The sequence below is a fragment of the Streptomyces sp. NPDC050988 genome, assembly GCF_044456225.1.
Classification (GTDB): Bacteria; Actinomycetota; Actinomycetes; order Streptomycetales; family Streptomycetaceae; genus Streptomyces.
This window is the reverse complement of record NZ_JBITFQ010000011.1, coordinates 191,748-209,761: the sequence shown is the minus strand read 5'-3', so window position 1 is coordinate 209,761 and position 18,014 is coordinate 191,748. Positions and strand designations below refer to the sequence as shown.

The 18,014-nt window shown below is 71.1% G+C and carries 17 protein-coding genes and 1 pseudogene; 8 read left to right on the top strand and 10 right to left on the bottom strand.

Annotated elements, in window-relative coordinates; all coding sequences use genetic code 11:
• Positions 1–52 precede the first annotated feature (52 nt).
• The 4 genes from ACIBEI_RS24605 to ACIBEI_RS24590 all read left to right on the top strand — a co-directional run bounded on the left by ACIBEI_RS24605 (position 53) and on the right by ACIBEI_RS24590 (position 2,665).
• Complete coding sequence (locus ACIBEI_RS24605; protein ID WP_107099910.1) at positions 53–214, top strand: DUF4177 domain-containing protein; 162 nt, start codon at positions 53–55, stop codon at positions 212–214.
• On the top strand, positions 211–678 hold the full coding sequence (locus ACIBEI_RS24600) for a RidA family protein (RefSeq protein WP_398892226.1): 468 nt from the start codon (positions 211–213) through the stop codon (positions 676–678). Before ACIBEI_RS24605 ends, ACIBEI_RS24600 begins: the two co-directional genes overlap by 4 nt.
• Positions 679–959: 281 nt before the next feature.
• Positions 960–1,829 carry an NUDIX hydrolase gene (locus tag ACIBEI_RS24595; RefSeq protein WP_398892224.1) on the top strand — a complete coding sequence of 290 codons (870 nt, stop codon included), beginning with the start codon at positions 960–962 and terminating at the stop codon, positions 1,827–1,829.
• Entirely contained in the window at positions 1,826–2,665 is an 840-nt protein-coding gene (locus tag ACIBEI_RS24590) for an MBL fold metallo-hydrolase (protein ID WP_398892222.1), read from the top strand. The genes ACIBEI_RS24595 and ACIBEI_RS24590 overlap by 4 nt, the downstream gene beginning before the upstream one ends.
• A 56-nt stretch (positions 2,666–2,721) precedes the next feature.
• Here ACIBEI_RS24590 and ACIBEI_RS24585 read toward each other — a convergent pair whose 3' ends face one another.
• Positions 2,722–4,287: an alpha/beta hydrolase gene (locus ACIBEI_RS24585; RefSeq protein WP_398892220.1), complete on the bottom strand. Its 1,566-nt coding sequence runs from the start codon at positions 4,285–4,287 to the stop codon at positions 2,722–2,724.
• Positions 4,288–4,948: 661 nt separating this feature from the next.
• On the opposite strand from ACIBEI_RS24585, the gene ACIBEI_RS24580 reads away from it, so the two are divergent.
• Positions 4,949–5,563: a TetR/AcrR family transcriptional regulator gene (locus tag ACIBEI_RS24580; protein ID WP_398892218.1), complete on the top strand. Its 615-nt coding sequence runs from the start codon at positions 4,949–4,951 to the stop codon at positions 5,561–5,563.
• 33 nt (positions 5,564–5,596) lie between these two features.
• Here ACIBEI_RS24580 and ACIBEI_RS24575 read toward each other — a convergent pair whose 3' ends face one another.
• The 4 genes from ACIBEI_RS24575 to ACIBEI_RS24560 form a co-directional block, all read right to left on the bottom strand.
• Positions 5,597–5,710 carry a transposase domain-containing protein gene (locus ACIBEI_RS24575; RefSeq protein ID WP_398892428.1) on the bottom strand — a complete coding sequence of 38 codons (114 nt, stop codon included), beginning with the start codon at positions 5,708–5,710 and terminating at the stop codon, positions 5,597–5,599.
• Positions 5,711–5,798: 88 nt separating this feature from the next.
• Positions 5,799–6,614, bottom strand: coding sequence for a nucleotidyltransferase (locus tag ACIBEI_RS24570; RefSeq protein WP_398892216.1), 816 nt, complete (start codon positions 6,612–6,614; stop codon positions 5,799–5,801).
• A gap of 36 nt (positions 6,615–6,650) precedes the next feature.
• Positions 6,651–7,013 carry a hypothetical protein gene (locus ACIBEI_RS24565; protein WP_398892214.1) on the bottom strand — a complete coding sequence of 121 codons (363 nt, stop codon included), beginning with the start codon at positions 7,011–7,013 and terminating at the stop codon, positions 6,651–6,653.
• 254 nt (positions 7,014–7,267) lie between these two features.
• Entirely contained in the window at positions 7,268–7,942 is a 675-nt protein-coding gene (locus ACIBEI_RS24560; RefSeq protein ID WP_016642758.1) for a Crp/Fnr family transcriptional regulator, read from the bottom strand.
• Positions 7,943–8,648: 706 nt separating this feature from the next.
• On the opposite strand from ACIBEI_RS24560, the pseudogene nth reads away from it, so the two are divergent.
• From nth to ACIBEI_RS24545, 3 genes and pseudogenes are all read left to right on the top strand, one after another.
• Positions 8,649–9,818: pseudogene (nth, locus tag ACIBEI_RS24555) on the top strand (endonuclease III); the annotation flags it as partial.
• Positions 9,819–10,008: 190 nt separating this feature from the next.
• On the top strand, positions 10,009–10,713 hold the full coding sequence (locus ACIBEI_RS24550; protein ID WP_398892212.1) for an NUDIX hydrolase: 705 nt from the start codon (positions 10,009–10,011) through the stop codon (positions 10,711–10,713).
• 119 nt (positions 10,714–10,832) lie between these two features.
• Entirely contained in the window at positions 10,833–12,032 is a 1,200-nt protein-coding gene (locus ACIBEI_RS24545; RefSeq protein ID WP_398892210.1) for a MarP family serine protease, read from the top strand.
• 72 nt (positions 12,033–12,104) lie between these two features.
• Here ACIBEI_RS24545 and ACIBEI_RS24540 read toward each other — a convergent pair whose 3' ends face one another.
• The 5 genes from ACIBEI_RS24540 to acs form a co-directional block, all read right to left on the bottom strand.
• Positions 12,105–12,284 (bottom strand): hypothetical protein, encoded by a 180-nt coding sequence (locus ACIBEI_RS24540; RefSeq protein ID WP_079053496.1) that lies wholly within the window; start codon positions 12,282–12,284, stop codon positions 12,105–12,107.
• Positions 12,285–12,449: 165 nt separating this feature from the next.
• Positions 12,450–13,400 (bottom strand): alpha/beta fold hydrolase, encoded by a 951-nt coding sequence (locus tag ACIBEI_RS24535; protein ID WP_189843225.1) that lies wholly within the window; start codon positions 13,398–13,400, stop codon positions 12,450–12,452.
• Positions 13,397–13,885: a phage holin family protein gene (locus ACIBEI_RS24530; RefSeq protein ID WP_398892207.1), complete on the bottom strand. Its 489-nt coding sequence runs from the start codon at positions 13,883–13,885 to the stop codon at positions 13,397–13,399. Before ACIBEI_RS24530 ends, ACIBEI_RS24535 begins: the two co-directional genes overlap by 4 nt.
• A gap of 162 nt (positions 13,886–14,047) precedes the next feature.
• Positions 14,048–15,454, bottom strand: a complete 1,407-nt coding sequence (gene nhaA / locus ACIBEI_RS24525) for a Na+/H+ antiporter NhaA (RefSeq protein WP_398892426.1) — start codon at positions 15,452–15,454, stop codon at positions 14,048–14,050.
• 245 nt (positions 15,455–15,699) lie between these two features.
• Positions 15,700–17,715, bottom strand: coding sequence for an acetate--CoA ligase (gene acs, locus ACIBEI_RS24520; RefSeq protein WP_398892205.1), 2,016 nt, complete (start codon positions 17,713–17,715; stop codon positions 15,700–15,702).
• Between the last annotated feature and the right edge of the window lie 299 nt (positions 17,716–18,014).

Here is an 18,014-nt window from a genome sequence, read left to right as displayed (position 1 = left end):
CCCCCGCCGAGGCCCGCGGAAGGGCGTGCGCGGCAACGGCTACAGTCGCCCCATGACCAAGTGGGAATACTCAACCGTGCCGCTGCTCGTCCACGCCACGAAGCAGATTCTGGACACCTGGGGCGAGGACGGCTGGGAGCTCGTCCAGGTCGTGCCCGGGCCGAACAACCCCGAGCAGCTCGTCGCCTATCTGAAGCGCGAGAAGGCCGCATGAGCGCCGTCGAGGCGAAGCTGGCCGAACTCGGACTGACCCTGCCGGACGTCGTACCGCCGCTGGCCGCGTACCAGCCCGCGGTGCAGTCGGGTGTGTACGTGTACACGGCCGGCCAGCTCCCGATGGTGGACGGCAAGCTTCCGGTCACCGGCAAGGTGGGCGCGGAGGTCACTCCGGAAGAGGCCAAGGACCTGGCCCGCACCTGTGCGCTGAACGCCCTCGCGGCGGTCAAGTCGGTCGTGGGGGACCTCGACCGCATCGCGCGCGTGGTGAAGGTCGTCGGCTTCGTCGCCTCGGCCTCCGACTTCACGGGGCAGCCCGCCGTGCTGAACGGCGCGAGCGAGCTGCTCGGCGAGGTCCTCGGCGAGAAGGGCGTGCACGCGCGCAGCGCGGTCGGCGTGGCGGTGCTGCCGCTGGACGCGCCTGTCGAGGTCGAGGTCCTGGTGGAGCTGGCGCAGGCGTAGGCGGATCGCCGCCGGGGCGTGCGTGTGCTCTTCGGTCGGCCACGGTGTGAGCCCGTCCGTCGTGGCTCCGGGCATCGGTCTGTTGTGCCTGTTCCGGCTCCGGGGCAGGCGTTCCGCCGTGGGTGGGGCTTCCGGGGGCTTCCGCCGGGACCGCACGCCGTCCCGCCGTGGCACGGACGGCGCTTCCTGGGCCCGGGCCTGCCGGTATGGCGTGGGCGGGCCTCCTGGGGAGGCGATCGTTGCCTCTCGAACATCAGCCCACTCCGGGATAGCCTCCGCCCATGGCGAATGGGCAGTGGTATCCCCCCGAGTGGCCCGAGAGAATCCGCGCGCTCGCGGAGGGCACGCTCACACCGGTCGCCCCCAGGCGGGCGGCCACCGTCATGCTGCTCAAGGACACCGACTCCACCCCCGTCGTGCACATGCTGCGCAGACGCGCCTCCATGGCCTTCGCCGGAGGCGCGTACGCGTATCCGGGCGGCGGAGTCGACCCCAGGGACGACGACCGGCAGATCCGCTGGGCGGGCCCCACGCGCGCGTGGTGGGCGTCCCGGCTCGGCGTCGACGAGACCTCCGCCCAGGCGATCGTCTGCGCGGCGGTGCGCGAGACGTACGAGGAGGCGGGCGTCCTGCTCGCCGGCCCCACCGAGGACACCGTGGTCGGTGACACCACGGGTGACGAGTGGGAGGCGGACCGCGCGGCCCTGGTCGCCCGTGACCTCTCCTTCGCCGACTTCCTGGAGCGCCGGGGGCTCGTCCTGCGCTCCGACCTCCTCGGCGCCTGGACCCGCTGGATCACCCCGGAGTTCGAGCCCCGCCGCTACGACACCTGGTTCTTCGTGGCCGCGCTCCCGGAGGGCCAGCGCACCCGCAACGCCTCCACGGAGGCCGACCGCACCGTCTGGATCCGCCCCGCCGACGCGAGGGACGGCTACGACAAGGGCGACCTCCTGATGATGCCGCCCACCATCGCGACCCTGCGCCAGCTCGGCGCGTACGCCACCGCCGCCGAGGCCCTCGCCGCGGCACCGGGGCGCGACATGACCCCCGTCCTGGCCCAGGCCCGCCTGGAGGACGGCGAGCTGGTCCTCAGCTGGCCCGGCCACGACGAGTTCACCAAGCACATCCCGACCGGTGGAGCCTCCGCATGACCGACGCCGCCGCCCTTCCCGGCCAGCCACGGGGCGGGGTGCTCTCCGGCCCCGCCACCGCGCGTGCCGTCAACGTCCTCGCGCCCAACGCCTCCGCGATGACCCTGGACGGCACGAACACCTGGATCGTGGCGGAGCCGGACTCCGAGCGGGCGGTGGTGATCGACCCGGGGCCCCTGGACGACGTACACCTGCGGAACGTCGTCGACATCGCCGAGAAGGCCGGCAAGCGGGTCGCGCTGACCCTTCTCACGCACGGGCACCCGGACCACGCGGAGGGCGCCGGACGGTTCGCGGAACTGACCGGCACGAAGGTGCGGGCCCTCGACCCGGCGCTGCGGCTCGGCGACGAGGGCCTGGCGGCCGGGAACGTCGTCACCACGGGCGGCCTGGAGCTGCGCGTGGTGTCCACCCCCGGCCACACCGCCGACTCGCTCTGCTTCCATCTGCCCGCCGACCGGGCCGTCCTGACCGGCGACACGATCCTGGGCCGGGGCACCACGGTCGTCGCGCACCCCGACGGGCGCCTGGGCGACTACCTGGACTCCCTGCGGCGTCTCAGGTCCCTCACGGTCGACGACGGCGTGCACATGGTCCTGCCGGGCCACGGGCCGGTCCTGGAGGACGCCCAGGGCGCCGTCGAGTTCTACCTCGCCCACCGCGCCCACCGCCTCGCCCAGGTCGAGACGGCGGTCGAGGACGGCTACACGACGCCGTCCCAGGTCGTCGCCCACGTGTACGCCGACGTCGACCGCTCCCTGTGGCCGGCGGCGGAGCTGTCGGTGCTGGCCCAGTTGGACTATCTCCGGGAGCACGGGCTCATCGGGGAGGCCTGAGGACCCGGCTGTTTCGGTTGGTGCGAGTTCATGTCTCCAGGGCCAGGCCGGGCGGATCACAGGCTGCAACGGGTGCCAGTGGGCGGGGTTTCGAGGTCGAGGAGATATTCACCGACCGCGTCGTCGACGCACTTGCTGTCGCCGAGGAGGTAGGCGCCGTGCTGCTTGCCGTCGACTGTGAGCAGGCTTCCGCCGAGGGCTCGCGCCATCGCGATGCCGCCCTCGTGCGGCGTCACAGGATCGCCGGTGACCGATACGACGAGCGTCTCGGGGATGCCTTCGACATCGGAGAGCCAGGGCTCGTCGCGTGTCGGCGGCGCGGGCCACGCCTCGCATTCGCTGTGGTAAGTGCCTGCCGTGAACACATCGATGTCGAACATCGGGGCGACCTCCCCGATCCTGCGTGAGAGCGCGGTCTGTTCCTTTGGCGTCAAACGGGGCGAGTCCATGCAGCGCACAGAGATGTTCGTGTCGAAGTCCAGGCCGTAGGCGCCGTCCGCCGTGCGGGCGTAGAAGGTGTCGCGCAGGGCGAGCATCTCGGCGGCGTTGCCCGCTTCGAGCGCGGTCAGGGCGGAGACGATGTCGGGCCAATTCCTTTCGGAGTACAGTCCGCCGCTGATGCCGAGGTAGACGTCCCAGACGCTCAGGTCCCGCCCGTCGGTGGTCGGCGCTGGTGTCTCGACGAGCGGCTGGACGATCTCGTGCAGGCGGTCGTTCGCAGCCGCGGGGTCGGGGCCGAGAACGCAGTCGGGCGATTTGGCGCAGTGTGCGGCGAGGTCGTCGAACCGTGCCTGCAGTCCGGTGAAGGAGGCGAGGCGGGACTCGCTCGCCGTCAGGTCGGGCGATACGGCTCCGTCGACCACGATCGCGCGGACCTTTTCGGGGTAGGCCGCGGCGTACATGGCGCCGAGTTCGGAGCCGTAGCTGTAGCCGAGGTAGGTCAGCCGGTCGTCACCGAGCACCTGTCGCATGATGTCCATGTCGCGCACGACGTTGGTGGACCCGGCGTTCACGAGGTTCGCGCTGCCGCCGGAGCCGGCTGCGCAGCGCTCCGCGAGCTCGCCCGCCTTCTCGGCGCTCGTGATGTCGTACACCGCGCCGAACCGCGGCACGTCGCCTGCGTCGTACTCCTCGTCGGTGTAGCAGTCGAGGGCCGGGGTCGACGACCCGACCCCGCGAGGATCGAAGCCGACGATGTCGAAGCGTTCGGCGACGGGACTCGCCTGCCACTGTGGCAGGGTGGCCGCGACGAAGCTGGTGCCGGATCCTCCGGGGCCGCCCGGGTTGAGCAGCAGTGAGCCCTCGGCGTCGCCCGCGGCGGGGAGGCGGGTGAGCGCGACGCGTGCCCTCTCTCCCTCCGGATCGTCGTAGTCGAGCGGGACCTCGACCGAGGCGCACTGGAGCGCCGGGTTCGCGAACAGCTCGGCGTCCTTGGTGCTCGTCGCGGTGTCCTCGCACTTGACCCAGTCGAGCTCCTGCCCGAGGTAGGCGCCGAGATCCGCGTCCGCGCCGGAGCCCGGTGGAGGAGCGGCGGGCGCGCATCCGGCGAGCAGGAGGAGTGAAGCCGCGGCTGCCGTGCCGAGCACGGTCCTGCGGTGTCGGGACCGAGGGTCTGGTCGCATGCGTTTCTCCTGTGTCGAGCCGCGGTCGTGCACGAGGGTGCGGCGGTGGTTGACGGACTGCTCCTGGTCGGGGCGCTGAGGTGCCCGATGGCGCGGGCAACGTGGCCGGTCGGCGCGGGGTCTCAACTCCCGATCCCGTCGGTCTCGGCGTCCAGGAGCCGGTGATGGCGGGAGGCGAGTGCTCGTTCGATCCCTGCGAGTCCGACCGTGATGGTGAGAACCGTGTTCGCCCCCGCGGGCAGGCGGACGGGCGAGAGGAACGGGGGAATCGATCAGCCCGGAGCGGCCGGTGGGTGACCAGGTCGAGCAGCCGCGGGGCGAGAAGGCCGTCCGCCTCGCGCACAACGCGGGCGCCAACGGCCGCGCAGCGGATTCGTCATCAGCACGATGACGGCGCAGGGGGCGAGGGCGTGCCCGGCTCCGGGGGCGTGCCCGGCTCCGGGGCGGGCTTCGACCACGCCCCCGCATCGCCGTCGGGGCATTTGAGCCCGTCGAAGCCGTAAGGACCCTCCCGTGCCGCACCCGTCCAGGGATCGTGCCGGTCGTTCATGTCTCCCCTGTCCGGGGTCGTGGCGGGGCAGAGCACCGCCACGACGCCTTTCTAGCATGCCCGTGCTAGTAAAGTAGCACGGGCGTGCTAATAAATGACTAGGATGGGGTCATGCCCAAGAGAGCCAACCCGGATATCCGCCGAGAGCAGGTCGCCGACGCCGTGATCGAGGAGATCGCCGCACACGGGATCCGCTCGGTGACCCTCGCCCGGATCTCCGCCCGCACCGGCCTGGCCATCGGGAGCATCCGGCACTACTTCGGCGACACCCTCCGCGAGGTCATGCGCTTCACGCTGGACGTTCTCCTCCAGCGCGCCGTACGCCGCGCCGCGGCGATGTCCGACGACCCGGTCGCACGGATCGTGGATGTGATCGCATTCGCCGCTCCGACCACTGAGCAGGAGCGCCGGGAGAACATCGCTCTCGTCGAATACCGTGTCCTGGCGCGCACGGACGCGGAACTCGCGGCCAACGTCGCGGCCACGTCCCTCGCGGGCACGGAGCTGTTCCTCTCGTTGCTGCGCGATGCGCTGGCCGACCGCTCGGTCGACGAGGAGGCGCTCCACCGCGAGGCGCTCTGGCTGTTCGCCCTGGTCGAGGGCTTCTCGTTCAGTTCGGCGCTGTTCTCCGCCCCGTTGCGCGAGGCGGACGTCCGTGCAGTCGTGACGGCGGCCCTGCAACGCCTGCGCGACGCCTTTCCGCCTTCCTCGGAGGCCGTCGAGTGAGGGGCCGGAACTCCTGAGGCCGCCGGGGGAGAGTTACGGACGGCACACCTGAGCGAACAACTGCAACAGCCGGTTGCGCTGCTGCACCCGACCCGTCTCCGCCAACACCTCGTCCACAAGCGACTGAGGAAACGCCTGTGTCAGCACCCCGACCGCGACCCGGGCCGGCAACCGCTCACCAGATGACTTCGACCGACCCGCGCTTGCCACGCCAACAAAAACGACCGGATTGCCCCTAGGGGCGCGGTTTCTTGATGCCGTGCACGCGCGCGTACTCCTCGGCGAGCCACGGCCCTAGATCGTCGACGTACGACCGAAGGACGGCGGCATCGCCTCTCGGCTCGTACCCGAGGACGGCCGCCTCCCGCAGTTGCGCGGCCCGCTCCGGGTAGTACGTGCCGAACACCTCGGCCATCTCCGTCAGATCGCTCGTCCAGCCGTTCCAGCGGGGCATGACGAGGGTGAAGCCGGTGCGGACGAGATGGCGGCAGATGGAGCGCGTGAGGGGCCGCAGGGCCTCCTCCGAGCCGTCCGCCTCTGCGATCTCGGCGATCCGCTCGCGCCACCGCGGGAGGAACAGCGCGAGGTCGCCGTTCGTCTCGCGGGCGAGGAGCGCGTCGGGCCGGTAGCGCGGCAGATACTCGGCGAGGTCCTCGCCCAACAGTGGCGTACAGAGGCAGGCGACGAACCAGCCGAGATCGTGCCTCTCCAGGTCGCTCAGCACCTGCTCCCGGCCGACCAGCAGCGTCCCCGCCCCGTCGATCTGCGGGAACTCCTTGTCGAGCGCCTCGTCGAGCGAGCGGGCGTCCGTGCGGTCCGCGTCCGTGGGCTTCTCGCGCAGGGTCAGCAGCAGGTCCAGGTCGGAGCGGCCCACGCGCGCGGTGCCGCGCGGGATCGACCCGTACAGGTACGCGCTGTGCAGCCGCGCCCCGAAGACGTCCAGCACCCGGTCGCGGGCCGTGGCCACGACGGGCCGGAACGCGTGCGGGATCAGCCCCGGAGATCCTTCGCGTTCGATGTATCCCCGGGCGTCGAGCCCCTTGTTCGGCATGGGAACACTCTGCACGGGCCGGGCCGCGGGTTCATGTCATTTCCAGCGGAACACGCGCAGCCGGTGGACGGGGCGCTCCGCCGTACAGACCACGGCGAGGCAGTCCCCGGCCGCGGCGAGGCGGGCCCGGTAGCTGTGGCCGGGCAAGGCGCGCTCGGCCACGACCCGGCCGTCCACGGGATCGAGCCCTGTGAGGCTGACGTGCTCCGCGCCGCCGTCCCTGTCCCCGTCCCCGTCGGCGTGATGCAGTACGACGCCCACGCCGTCCGGTGCGTCCGCGGGGGCGTGGGCCAGTACCTCGCCGTCGGGCGGCTGCCACGTCCACAGGGGGGCACCGGTCGTCAGGCCGTACGCCTCCACCCGGTCGGAGCGGGCCATGGCGAGGGTTCCGTCGGCCACCCAGGTGCTCAGCGGTGCGCCGGGGCTTCCCTTCTCCCGCGGGTACCTCCACAGCCTCGGCGCCGGCGCGGGCCCCCGCCGCCGCCAAGGGCCCTTCGTGCCGCCCCCGACGGACTCCGACGCTCTGTCCTCGTAGTCCCCGTGTCCTCGTGCGTCCCCACCCCTCAGGCTGGCGTCCGGCGACAACAAGACGACAAGAAGGGCCCCACCGTGTCGGCGGGGCCCTTCCTTAAAGAAGGCGTGACGTTCAGCGGCTAGCGCGAGCGCTTCGCGAGGCGCTCCACGTCCAGCAGGATCACCGCGCGGGCCTCCAGGCGGAGCCAGCCGCGGCCCGCGAAGTCGGCGAGCGCCTTGTTGACCGTCTCCCGGGAGGCGCCGACGAGTTGGGCCAGCTCCTCCTGGGTCAGGTCGTGCACGACGTGGATGCCCTCCTCGGACTGCACGCCGAAGCGGCGCGAGAGGTCCAGGAGCGCGCGGGCCACGCGGCCCGGCACGTCGGAGAAGACCAGGTCGGACATCTGGTCGTTGGTCTTGCGCAGACGTCGGGCGACGGCGCGCAGTAGGGCGGCGGCCACCTCGGGCCGCGCGTTCAGCCAGGGCTGGAGGTCGCCGTGGCCGAGGCCGAGCAGCTTGACCTCGGTCAGCGCGCTGGCGGTCGCCGTGCGCGGGCCCGGGTCGAACAGCGACAGCTCACCGATGAGCTCGCCGGGGCCGAGGACCGCCAGCATGTTCTCGCGGCCGTCGGGGGATGTGCGGTGGAGCTTCACCTTGCCCTCGGTGACCACGTACAGGCGGTCTCCGGGGTCGCCCTCGTGAAAGAGCGCGTCTCCGCGCGCGAGGGTCACCTCACTCATGGAGGCGCGGAGCTCCGCGGCCTGCTCGTCATCGAGCGCCGCGAAGAGCGGGGCGCGCCGCAGAACGTCGTCCACGAGTTCTCTCCTTGTCGACCTGCTCAGGGGATCTTGCTCCCCCGTGTGCCGGGGACCGTGTTCCCCATCTTGCCGGACGGTCCAAACAGTGTGATCAGTCACAAGTCTGCCGTACAGGTGTGTCCCGCAGTGCGGCAGGGGGCCAATTGGGGGCCGATCCCCGAGGGCCGGGGCGGATGTCACTGGTGGGCTTTAGGCTGGCCGGGTGTCCAAATCGCCGGTGAGAGCACAGGCCAAGGGGGCTGGACGGGTGGTTGCACGTCGCGATTCCGCTGTGGGCGAACAGGACCCCGACGGAGCGAAGAAAACGACAAAAGCGGCAGGGTCCGGTCGGGCCAAGAGGTCGGCCGGGGCCGCCGGGAAGGCCGCGGGGGCCGCCGCCTCGGAGATGGCCGCGACCGCGAAGAAGGCCGCCGCCGTCAAGAGAGCCGCGTCCGCGAGGAAGGCTGCCGCCCCGAGCAGGAAGGTGGCTGCCGCGAGCAAGAAGGCTGCCGCGAGCAAGAAGGCTGCCGCCGCGAAGAAGGTGGCCGTCTCGAAGAAGACTGCCGCGGCCAAGACGGCTGCTGCCGCGAGCAGGAAGGTGGCGGCCCCGAGTGAGGAGGCCGCCGCCATGGGCAAGGAGGCTGGCGCTCCGAGCGGGAGGGCTGCCGCCCCGAGCAAGCAGGTGGCTGCCGCGAGCAGGAAGGCCGCTGCCGCGAGCAAGAAGATGGTCGCCCCGAAGAAGGCTGCTGCTCCACAGAGGGCCGCCAAGAAGAAGACCACTCCGGCGAAGGCCGTCGCCGGGAAAACCTCGCTGTCGAGCGCACCGGAGAAGGCGACCGCCAAGAAGGCCTCAGCGTCGAGCACGCCCGCGAAGGCGACCGCCAGGAAGCCCCCGCCCACGCCCACCCCCACCCCCACGCCCGCGCCCGCGCCCGCGCCCGCCAAAAAGTCCGCCCCCGCGAAGAAAGCCGCACCCGCCGCAGTGACCCCCGCCAAAGCCACTCCCCCCAAAGCAGCCCCTGCCAAGGCAGCCTCCGCCAAAGCCACCCCCGCCAAGGCAGCCTCCGTCAAAGCCGCCCCGGCCAAAACCACCCCCACCAAAATCACCCCCGCCAAGCCACCCAGGAACGAGTCGCACACGGCCCTCGTCCGGCGGGCGCGCCGCATCAACCGTGAGCTCGGCGAGGTGTACCCGTACGCGCACCCGGAGCTGGACTTTGAGGACCCCTTCCAGCTGGTGGTGGCCACGGTTTTGTCGGCGCAGACGACCGACCTGAGGGTGAACCAGACGACGCCGGCGCTCTTCGGGAAGTACCCCACGCCCGAGGACCTGGCAGCGGCGAATCCGGAGGAGGTCGAGGAGATCCTCCGGCCGACCGGGTTCTTCCGGGCCAAGACCAAGTCGGTGATAGGGCTCTCCAAGGCCCTGCGGGACGACTTCGGGGGCGAGGTCCCCGGCCGCCTCGAAGACCTCGTCAAACTGCCCGGAGTGGGCCGCAAGACCGCCTTCGTCGTCCTCGGCAACGCCTTCGGCCGCCCCGGCATCACCGTGGACACCCACTTCCAGCGGCTCGTACGGCGCTGGCAGTGGACCGACCGGACGGAGCCCGACAAGATCGAGGCGGCCATCGGCGGGCTCTTCCCGAAGAGCGAGTGGACGATGCTCTCGCACCACGTGATCTTCCACGGCCGCCGTATCTGCCACGCCCGCAAGCCCGCCTGCGGTGCCTGCCCGATCGCCCCGCTCTGCCCGGCGTACGGGGAGGGCGAGACGGACCCGGAGAAGGCCCAGAAGCTCCTGAAGTACGAGAAGGGCGGGTTCCCGGGCCAGCGCCTCAACCCTCCGCAGTCCTACCTCGACGCGGGCGGCATGCCCGCACCCCCGCTGGGAGCGCCCGTCCCCGGCGCGTCCGCCCCCGGCGCCCTCGTGCCCGGTGCGTCCGCCCCCGGCGCACCCGCACCCTCCTCCGCCGTCCCCGCGCCCTCCTCCGCCGTCCCCGCGCCCGGTTCACCCGCGCGGGAGGCCGGATGACGGAACGATCTGTGGACCCGCGGGCGTTGAGAGCAGCAGAACGGGGGTGGCGATGACGCGCGCGAGTCGCACGCATGACATGCAGGACGGCGATCTGGTCCTGACCAAGGACGGCCTGCCGGGCTGGCTGGACCCGGTGGTGCATGCCGTGGAGACGGTGGAGCCGCTCCAGCTGAGCCGCTTCCTGCCCCCGGAGGACGGCGGCGGGCGCCAGTCGGCCGTACTGATCCTGTTCGGCGAGGGGGAGCTGGGCCCCGAGCTGCTGCTCATGGAGCGGGCGAGTTCGCTCAGGTCGCATGCGGGGCAGCCGTCGTTCCCCGGTGGCGCCCTCGACCCCGAGGACGGCGACCCGAAGGGCGACGGGCCGTTGCGGGCCGCCCTCCGCGAGGCCGAGGAGGAGACCGGGCTCGACCCCCGAGGTGTCCAGCTCTTCGGCGTGCTCCCGAAGCTCTACATCCCGGTGAGCGGCTTCGTGGTCACCCCGGTGCTGGGCTGGTGGCGCGAGCCGACACCGGTCGGCGTGGTCGATCCGGCGGAGACCGCCCGCGTCTTCACGGTCCCCGTGGCGGATCTCACGGACCCAGGCAACCGCGCGACGGCCGTGCACCCGCGCGGCCACGCAGGTCCGGCATTCCTGGTCGAATCCGCCCTGGTCTGGGGCTTCACGGCCGGAATCATCGACCGCCTCCTGCACTACGCGGGCTGGGAACGACCTTGGGACCGCGACAAGCAGGTGCCGCTCGACTGGCGCGCATGACAGGGTGGCACCCGTGCTGTGTCTTCCCGGGGGCCGCGACATGAGCGGCTGCGCCGGGTGTCCCCGGACCCCCGGCCGAGGCACGGCCACCGCAAAGTGATGAGGCGAGGCTTGAAGCAGTGAACGTGCTGGACATCCTGTTGCTGGTCGCCGCCGTGTGGTTCGCGATCGTGGGCTATCGCCAGGGATTCGTCGTAGGCATCCTGTCGGTGATCGGATTCCTGGGCGGCGGTCTCGTCGCCGTCTACCTCCTGCCGGTCATCTGGGGCGCGGTGACGGACGACGCGGAGGTCGGCACGACCGCAGCCGTCGTCGCCGTGGTCGTCGTGATCGTCTGCGCCTCGGTCGGCCAGGCCCTCACCACCCATCTCGGCAACAAGCTGCGCCGGTACATCACCTGGTCCCCGGCCCGCGCCCTGGACGCCACGGGCGGCTCCCTCGTCAACGTCGTGGCGATGCTCCTCGTCGCCTGGCTGATCGGCTCGGCCCTGGCCGGTACGACACTGCCGACGCTCGGCAAGGAGGTCCGCAACTCCAAGGTGATGCTCGGCGTGGACCGGGCGCTGCCCGACCAGGCCGACACCTGGTTCGCGGGCTTCTCCAAGGTCCTCGCGCAGAACGGCTTCCCGCAGGTCTTCAGCCCCTTCTCGGACGAGCAGATCGACGACGTGGACCCGCCCGACCCGGCCCTCGCGACGAGCCCGGTCGCCGCCCGCGCCCAGCGCTCCATCGTCAAGGTCACCGGGACCGCCCAGAGTTGCGGCAAGGTCCTCGAAGGCACCGGCTTCGTCTACGCCCCGCGCCGCGTGATGACCAACGCTCATGTGGTGGGCGGCGTGGACGAGCCGTACGTCCAGATAGGCGGCGAGGGCAGGCGGTACGCCGCGAAGGTCGTGCTCTACGACTGGGAGCGCGACATCGCCGTACTCGACGTACCCGATCTGAACGCGCCCGCCCTGAAGTTCACCACCGAGGAAGCGACCAGGGGGGACGACGCGATCGTCGCGGGCTTCCCCGAGAACGGCTCGTACACGGTCAACCCGGCGCGCGTGCGCGGACCCATCACGGCCAACGGCCCGGACATCTACCACCGCGGCACCGTGCAGCGGAAGGTCTACTCCGTCTTCGCGACCGTGCGCCAGGGCAACTCCGGCGGCCCGCTGCTCACCGCGACCGGCGAGGTGTACGGCGTGGTGTTCGCGAAGTCCCTCGACGACGCCGACACGGGGTACGCGCTGACCGTGGAAGAGGTCCAGGAGGACATCACCAAGGGCCGTACCGCCAACCAGCAGGTGGGCAGCGACAGCTGCGCGCTGTAGTCCGGGGTGCGCAGGGGCTCGGCCGACGGAGTCGAACGGGCGAAGGTCCGAACGATCCGGCCGCGCGGGTCCTCAGTCGCGCGGGTGACGCAGGCGGGCCGAGACCCAGCGGGCACGGCGCTTCAGAATGTGCGGGATTCCCAGCCGAGGATCCGTGCCCTGCAGCTGCGGGGCTCCCCTCTGATGGGAGCTCAGGCCACTGGCCGAGCGGCGGTTTCGTGCTGCGTCACTGTAGTCGTGCGTCCAGCCCATACCCCGACGTCTGCCCCTGCCCCAAGGTCGATAACCGCCCCCACGCCCCCCAATCGGCCTATGCGTCGGGCAATTGGCCGTTCGTAGAACAGGCGTTCCCGAGACGGGTGGGGCGCGTGGTGCGAGGGCTTCGTCGAACGGCCCCTGACCTGCGGCGCGATGCCCTCAGCGGTCCGGCTCGGGGTCCTTCAGCCAGTTCACCAATTCGGTGGAGAAGGCCACCGGATCCTCCTCGTGGGGAAAGTGCCCGAGCCCGTCGAACAGGCGCCAGCGGTACGGCGCTTCGACGTACTCCCCGGACCCCGCGGCGCTCCGCGTGCGCATCACCGGATCGAGCGAGCCGTGCAGATGCAGCGTCGGCACCCGCACCGGCCGCTTCATACGGCGGTTGAACTGAATACCGTCCGGACGGGCCATCGAGCGGACCATCCACCGGTACGGCTCCAGCGAGCAGTGCGCCGTCGACGGGATCAGCATCGCCCGCCGGTACGCCTCCACGGCCTCGTCGTCGGGCAGCCGCGGCCCGGACCAGTCCCGGATGAGTTCGCCGACCAGGGCCCCCTCGTCGGCGAGCAGTTGGCGCTCGGGGATCCAGGGCCGCTGGAAGCCCCAGATGTACGAGCCGGCCGCGGTCTGCTTCATGTCCGAGAGCATCGCGGAGCGCCAGCGCCGGGGGTGCGGCATCGAGGAGACCACGAGCCGGCGGACCAGCTTGGGGCGCATCACGGCCGCGGTCCACGCCAGATAGCCGCCGAGGTCGTGCCCGACCAGCGCGGCGTCGGGCTCGCCGAGGGACCGTACGACGCCGGTGATGTCGAGGGCGAGGTTCGCGGGGTCGTAGCCGCGCGGGGTGCGGTCGCTGCCGCCGATGCCCCGCAGATCCATCGCGACCGCGCGGAAGCCCGCGTCGGAGAGCGCCACCAGCTGATGCCGCCAGGTCCACCAGAACTGCGGGAAACCGTGCAGCAGCAGGACGAGCGGTCCGTCGCCCATCTCGGCGATGTGGAAGCGCGCGCCGTTGGCGGCGACGTCCCGGTGGGTCACCTGTTTTCCGCCGGGCACGTCGAGCCGTACGACCGAGGTGGGTTGTGCCGAGGATGAGGCGGGGTCCGTCATGAGGACGAGCGTGCCACAGCCTTGGCGGTGTCACCGACCGCGTCGGCCGCGGTCACCTCACGGGGGTGCGGCTTCACGTTCTGCAGTACGGCCGCCGATTCCTTGACCGAGGCGGCCGTCTTCTGCGGGCCCTGGCCCTTCTTGGCCTTCTTCGCGAAGATCACGCCGATCAGCGCGAGGACGCCCGCGACCACCACGTTCGCGGCGAACGACAGCAGGAAGCAGACCGCCAGGTTCCAGTCGCTCCAGGTGCGGATGCCGTACGCCAGGGCGAAGCTCAGCATGGGCAGGGAGAAGATCAGTACCGCACCGGCCGCCGCGAACGCGCCGCCACCGACCGCTCCGCGCTTGACGTCCCTCTTGAGCTGCGCCTTCGCCAGTGCGATCTCGTCGTGCACCAGCGCGGACATCTCGGTCGTCGCCGAGGCGAACAGCTGGCCGATGCTGCGTTCGGCGCCGACCGGGCTGCCGTCGGGTGCGCTCATCGCGTTCTCCCTGTTGTCTTGTCGGTGTTGTCTTGCCGGTTGTCTTGTCGCCGTTGTCTTGCGTCGTCTGTCGTCGTGGAGCTGTGAGCGTTTGGGTACGTCTGGACCGTACGTGCCGGACCGGGCGTATCGGAACGTGCGTAACGGACCGTGCGTGTCAGATCATGCCGGACCGTCGTTCTCCTCGCTTGCCCCGCCCGTCACTTCGGCAAGCCTCCGGTGCTCGGCGGCCTTGCGCTCGTGGATCTCGGCCATCCGCAGGTGGTAGGCGGGGTTGTCCTGCTCGTAGATGTCGGGGATGCCGTCGAGGTCCTCGTCGCGCTCCTCGTCCTCCCACAGCCTGCGGTACTTGGCGTTGCGTATCTTCAGCAGGACGCCCGACAGGACGGCCGCGATCAGGGAGCCCAGCAGGACGGCGGCCTTGACCTCGTCGGTGAGCGCCTGGTCGCCGTCGAAGGCGAGTTCCCCGATGAGCAGCGAGACGGTGAAGCCGATGCCGGCGAGCGAGGACACCGCGAACACGTCGGGCCAGGCCAGGTCGTCGGAGAGCGAGGCCCTGGTGAAGCGGGCCGTCAGCCAGGTGCCGCCGAAGATGCCGACCGCCTTGCCGACGACCAGACCGAGCACGACACCGAGGGTCTCCGGCCGGGTGAACACCTCGCCGAGCGCACTCCCCGACACCGCGACCCCGGCGCTGAACAGCGCGAACAGCGGTACGGCGAGGCCCGCCGACAGGGGGCGTACGAGATGTTCGATGCGCTCGCCGGGTGAACGCTGCTCGCCTTCGTCCTTGCGGGTGGTGCAGCGGAGCATCAGGCCCATCGCGACACCGGCGATCGTGGCGTGGACGCCGCTGTTGTACATCAGCCCCCAGATCACCAGGGCGAGCGGCACGTACACGTACCAGCCGCGTACGCCCCTGCGCAGCAGCAGCCAGAAGACGGCGAGGCCGACGGCGGCGCCGCCGAGCGCCGCGAAGTTCAGGCTCTCGGTGAAGAACACGGCGATGATCAGGATCGCGAACAGGTCGTCGACGACGGCGAGCGTGAGCAGGAAGGCGCGGAGGGCGCTCGGCAGCGACGTACCGATGACGGCGAGGACGGCGAGTGCGAAGGCGATGTCGGTCGCGGTCGGTACGGCCCAGCCGGCGAGCGAGCCGCCGCCGGTGACGTTGACCAGTGTGTAGACGAGCGCGGGCACGGCCATGCCGCACAGCGCGGCGACGACCGGGAGCGCGGCGGCCCGCGGGTCCCTGAGGTCACCGGCGACCAGCTCACGCTTGAGCTCGATGCCGGCGACGAAGAAGAAGACGGCGAGGAGTCCGTCGGCGGCCCAGTGCTCGATGGAGAGGTCCAGGCCGAGCGAGGCGGGTCCTACGTGGAAGTCCCTGACCGACTCGTAGCTCTCCCGGATCGGGGTGTTCGCCCAGATCAGCGCGGCGACCGCGGCGGCGAGCAGGAGGACGCCGCCGACCGTCTCGGTGCGCAGCGCGTCCGCGACGAAGGTCCGCTCGGGCAGGGAGAGCCGTCCGAGGACCTTGTGGTTCTTGCGGGGAGCGGGCGCGGGCACGAGATCGACCTCCGGTCGGTAGGCATCACTGAGCACTTGCCGACCAGACTTCCCGGCGCACCTTTTGAGATCCCTGGGATCTCTGAGTTCTCTCGTCGTGTTTCTCTTGTCGCGTTGTCTACGCGCTCCTCAGCCTACCCAAGATGCGGCCGGACCCATCCGGTGATCATCAGGCTAGACGCGAGAGGGGCACCCGGCGCGTCCTGCGCCGGGTGCCCCTCTCGCGTCGTACGTCAGTCTCTACGTCAGTCCTCGCTGGGCGCCGCCGGGAGCTTCGACTGGATGAGGTCCATCACCGTGGAGTCGGTGAGCGTGGTGACGTCACCGAGCTGGCGGTTCTCCGCGACGTCGCGCAGCAGCCGGCGCATGATCTTGCCCGAACGGGTCTTGGGCAGCTCGGCCACCGGCAGGATCCGCTTCGGCTTGGCGATCGGGCCGAGGGCCTTCGAGACGTGGTCGCGCAGGTCGCCCACGAGGCTGTCGGTCTCGGACGCCGTACCGCGCAGGATCACGAAGGCCACGATCGCCTGGCCGGTTGTCTCGTCGGCCGCGCCCACGACCGCCGCCTCGGCGACCGACGGGTGCGAGACGAGCGCCGACTCGACCTCGGTGGTGGAGATGTTGTGCCCGGACACGAGCATCACGTCGTCCACCCGGCCGAGCAGCCAGATGTCGCCGTCGTCGTCCTTCTTGGCGCCGTCGCCCGCGAAGTACTTGCCCTCGAAGCGCGACCAGTACGTGTCGAGGAACCGCTGGTCGTCGCCCCAGATGGTGCGCAGCATCGACGGCCACGGCTCGGTGAGCACGAGGTAACCGCCGCCGCCGTCCGGCACTTCGCGCGCCTCGTCGTCGACGACGGTCGCCGAGATGCCCGGCAGCGCGCGCTGCGCGGACCCCGGCTTGGTCTCGGTCACGCCCGGCAGCGGCGAGATCATCATCGCGCCGGTCTCGGTCTGCCACCAGGTGTCCACGATCGGGGTGCGGTCGCCGCCGATGTGCTTGCGGTACCAGATCCACGCCTCGGGGTTGATCGGCTCACCCACCGAGCCCAGCACCCGCAGGCTGCTGAGATCGAACTTCGCGGGGATGTCGTCGCCCCACTTCATGAACGTACGGATGGCCGTCGGTGCCGTGTAGAGGATCGTCACGCCGTACTTCTGCACGATCTCCCAGAAGCGCCCCTGGTGCGGGGTGTCCGGCGTGCCCTCGTACATCACCTGTGTAGCGCCGTTCGCCAGCGGCCCGTACGTGATGTACGAGTGGCCGGTGACCCAGCCGATGTCGGCCGTGCACCAGTAGACGTCGGTCTCCGGCTTGAGGTCGAAGACGGCGTGGTGGGTGTACGCGGCCTGGGTGAGGTAGCCGCCGGAGGTGTGCAGGATGCCCTTCGGCTTACCCGTCGTCCCCGAGGTGTAGAGGATGAACAGCGGGTGCTCGGCGTCGAACGCCTCGGGGGTGTGCTCGGCGGACTGCTTCGCCGTGATCTCGTGCCACCAGACGTCACGGCCCTCGGTCCACGCGACGTCCTGGCCCGTACGCCGCACGACGAGGACCTTGTCCACGCCGTCGACCCGGGAGACCGCCTCGTCGACGGCCGGCTTGAGCGCGGAGGGCTTGCCGCGGCGGTAGCCGCCGTCCGAGGTGATGACCAGCTTGGCGTCGGCGTCCTGGATACGGGTGGCGATGGCGTCGGCCGAGAAGCCGCCGAAGACCACGGAGTGCGCGGCGCCGATGCGGGCGCAGGCCAGCATCGAGACGACGGCCTCGGGAATCATCGGCAGGTAGATGGCGACCCGGTCGCCCTTCTCGACCCCGAGCTCCGTCAGGGCGTTCGCCGCCCGCGAGACCTCGTCCTTCAGCTCGGCGTACGTGATGGCGCGGCCGTCACCCGGCTCGCCCTCGAAGTGGATGGCGACCCGGTCGCCGTTCCCCGCCTCGACGTGGCGGTCCACGCAGTTGTACGCGACGTTGAGCCTGCCGTCCTTGAACCACTTGGCGAACGGCGGGTTCGACCAGTCCAGGGTCTCGGCCGGCTCGGTGGCCCAGGTCAGCCGGCGGGCCTGCTCGGCCCAGAAGCCGAGCCTGTCAGCCTTGGCCTGCTCATACGCCTCCGCGGTGACGTTGGCGTTCGCGGCCAGGTCGGCGGGCGGCGCGAACCTGCGCTCTTCCTTCAGCAGGTTGGCCAGGCTTTCGTTGCTCACGACATCTCCCTTACGGTGCTGGGCCGGTGGGCGACCGTTGTGTCCCAGGCCACAGCTCATCAGACGCGGACCCCTGGTGACAAGGTCCGGCCGGGAATTGGTTTAGACCTGTGGGCAGGATCATGTGTGCGTGCGGCTTCCCGCGGACACGGGGGCCACACGTTCTCACGGACGGGGGAGGGGCGCGGTTCAGGCTCGCGGGCGGGGCGGGCTCGTGGCAGGCGTCCGAACGGCTCCGTGGGAGGTGTCCGAACGGCCCCGTGGCGGGGCCCCGAACGGAACCCGTGGCAGGGCGCTGGACGGGCCCCGGGAGTGGGGCCGCGGACCCCCCGGGAGTGGGCCCGCGGGCTCCTGGGAGT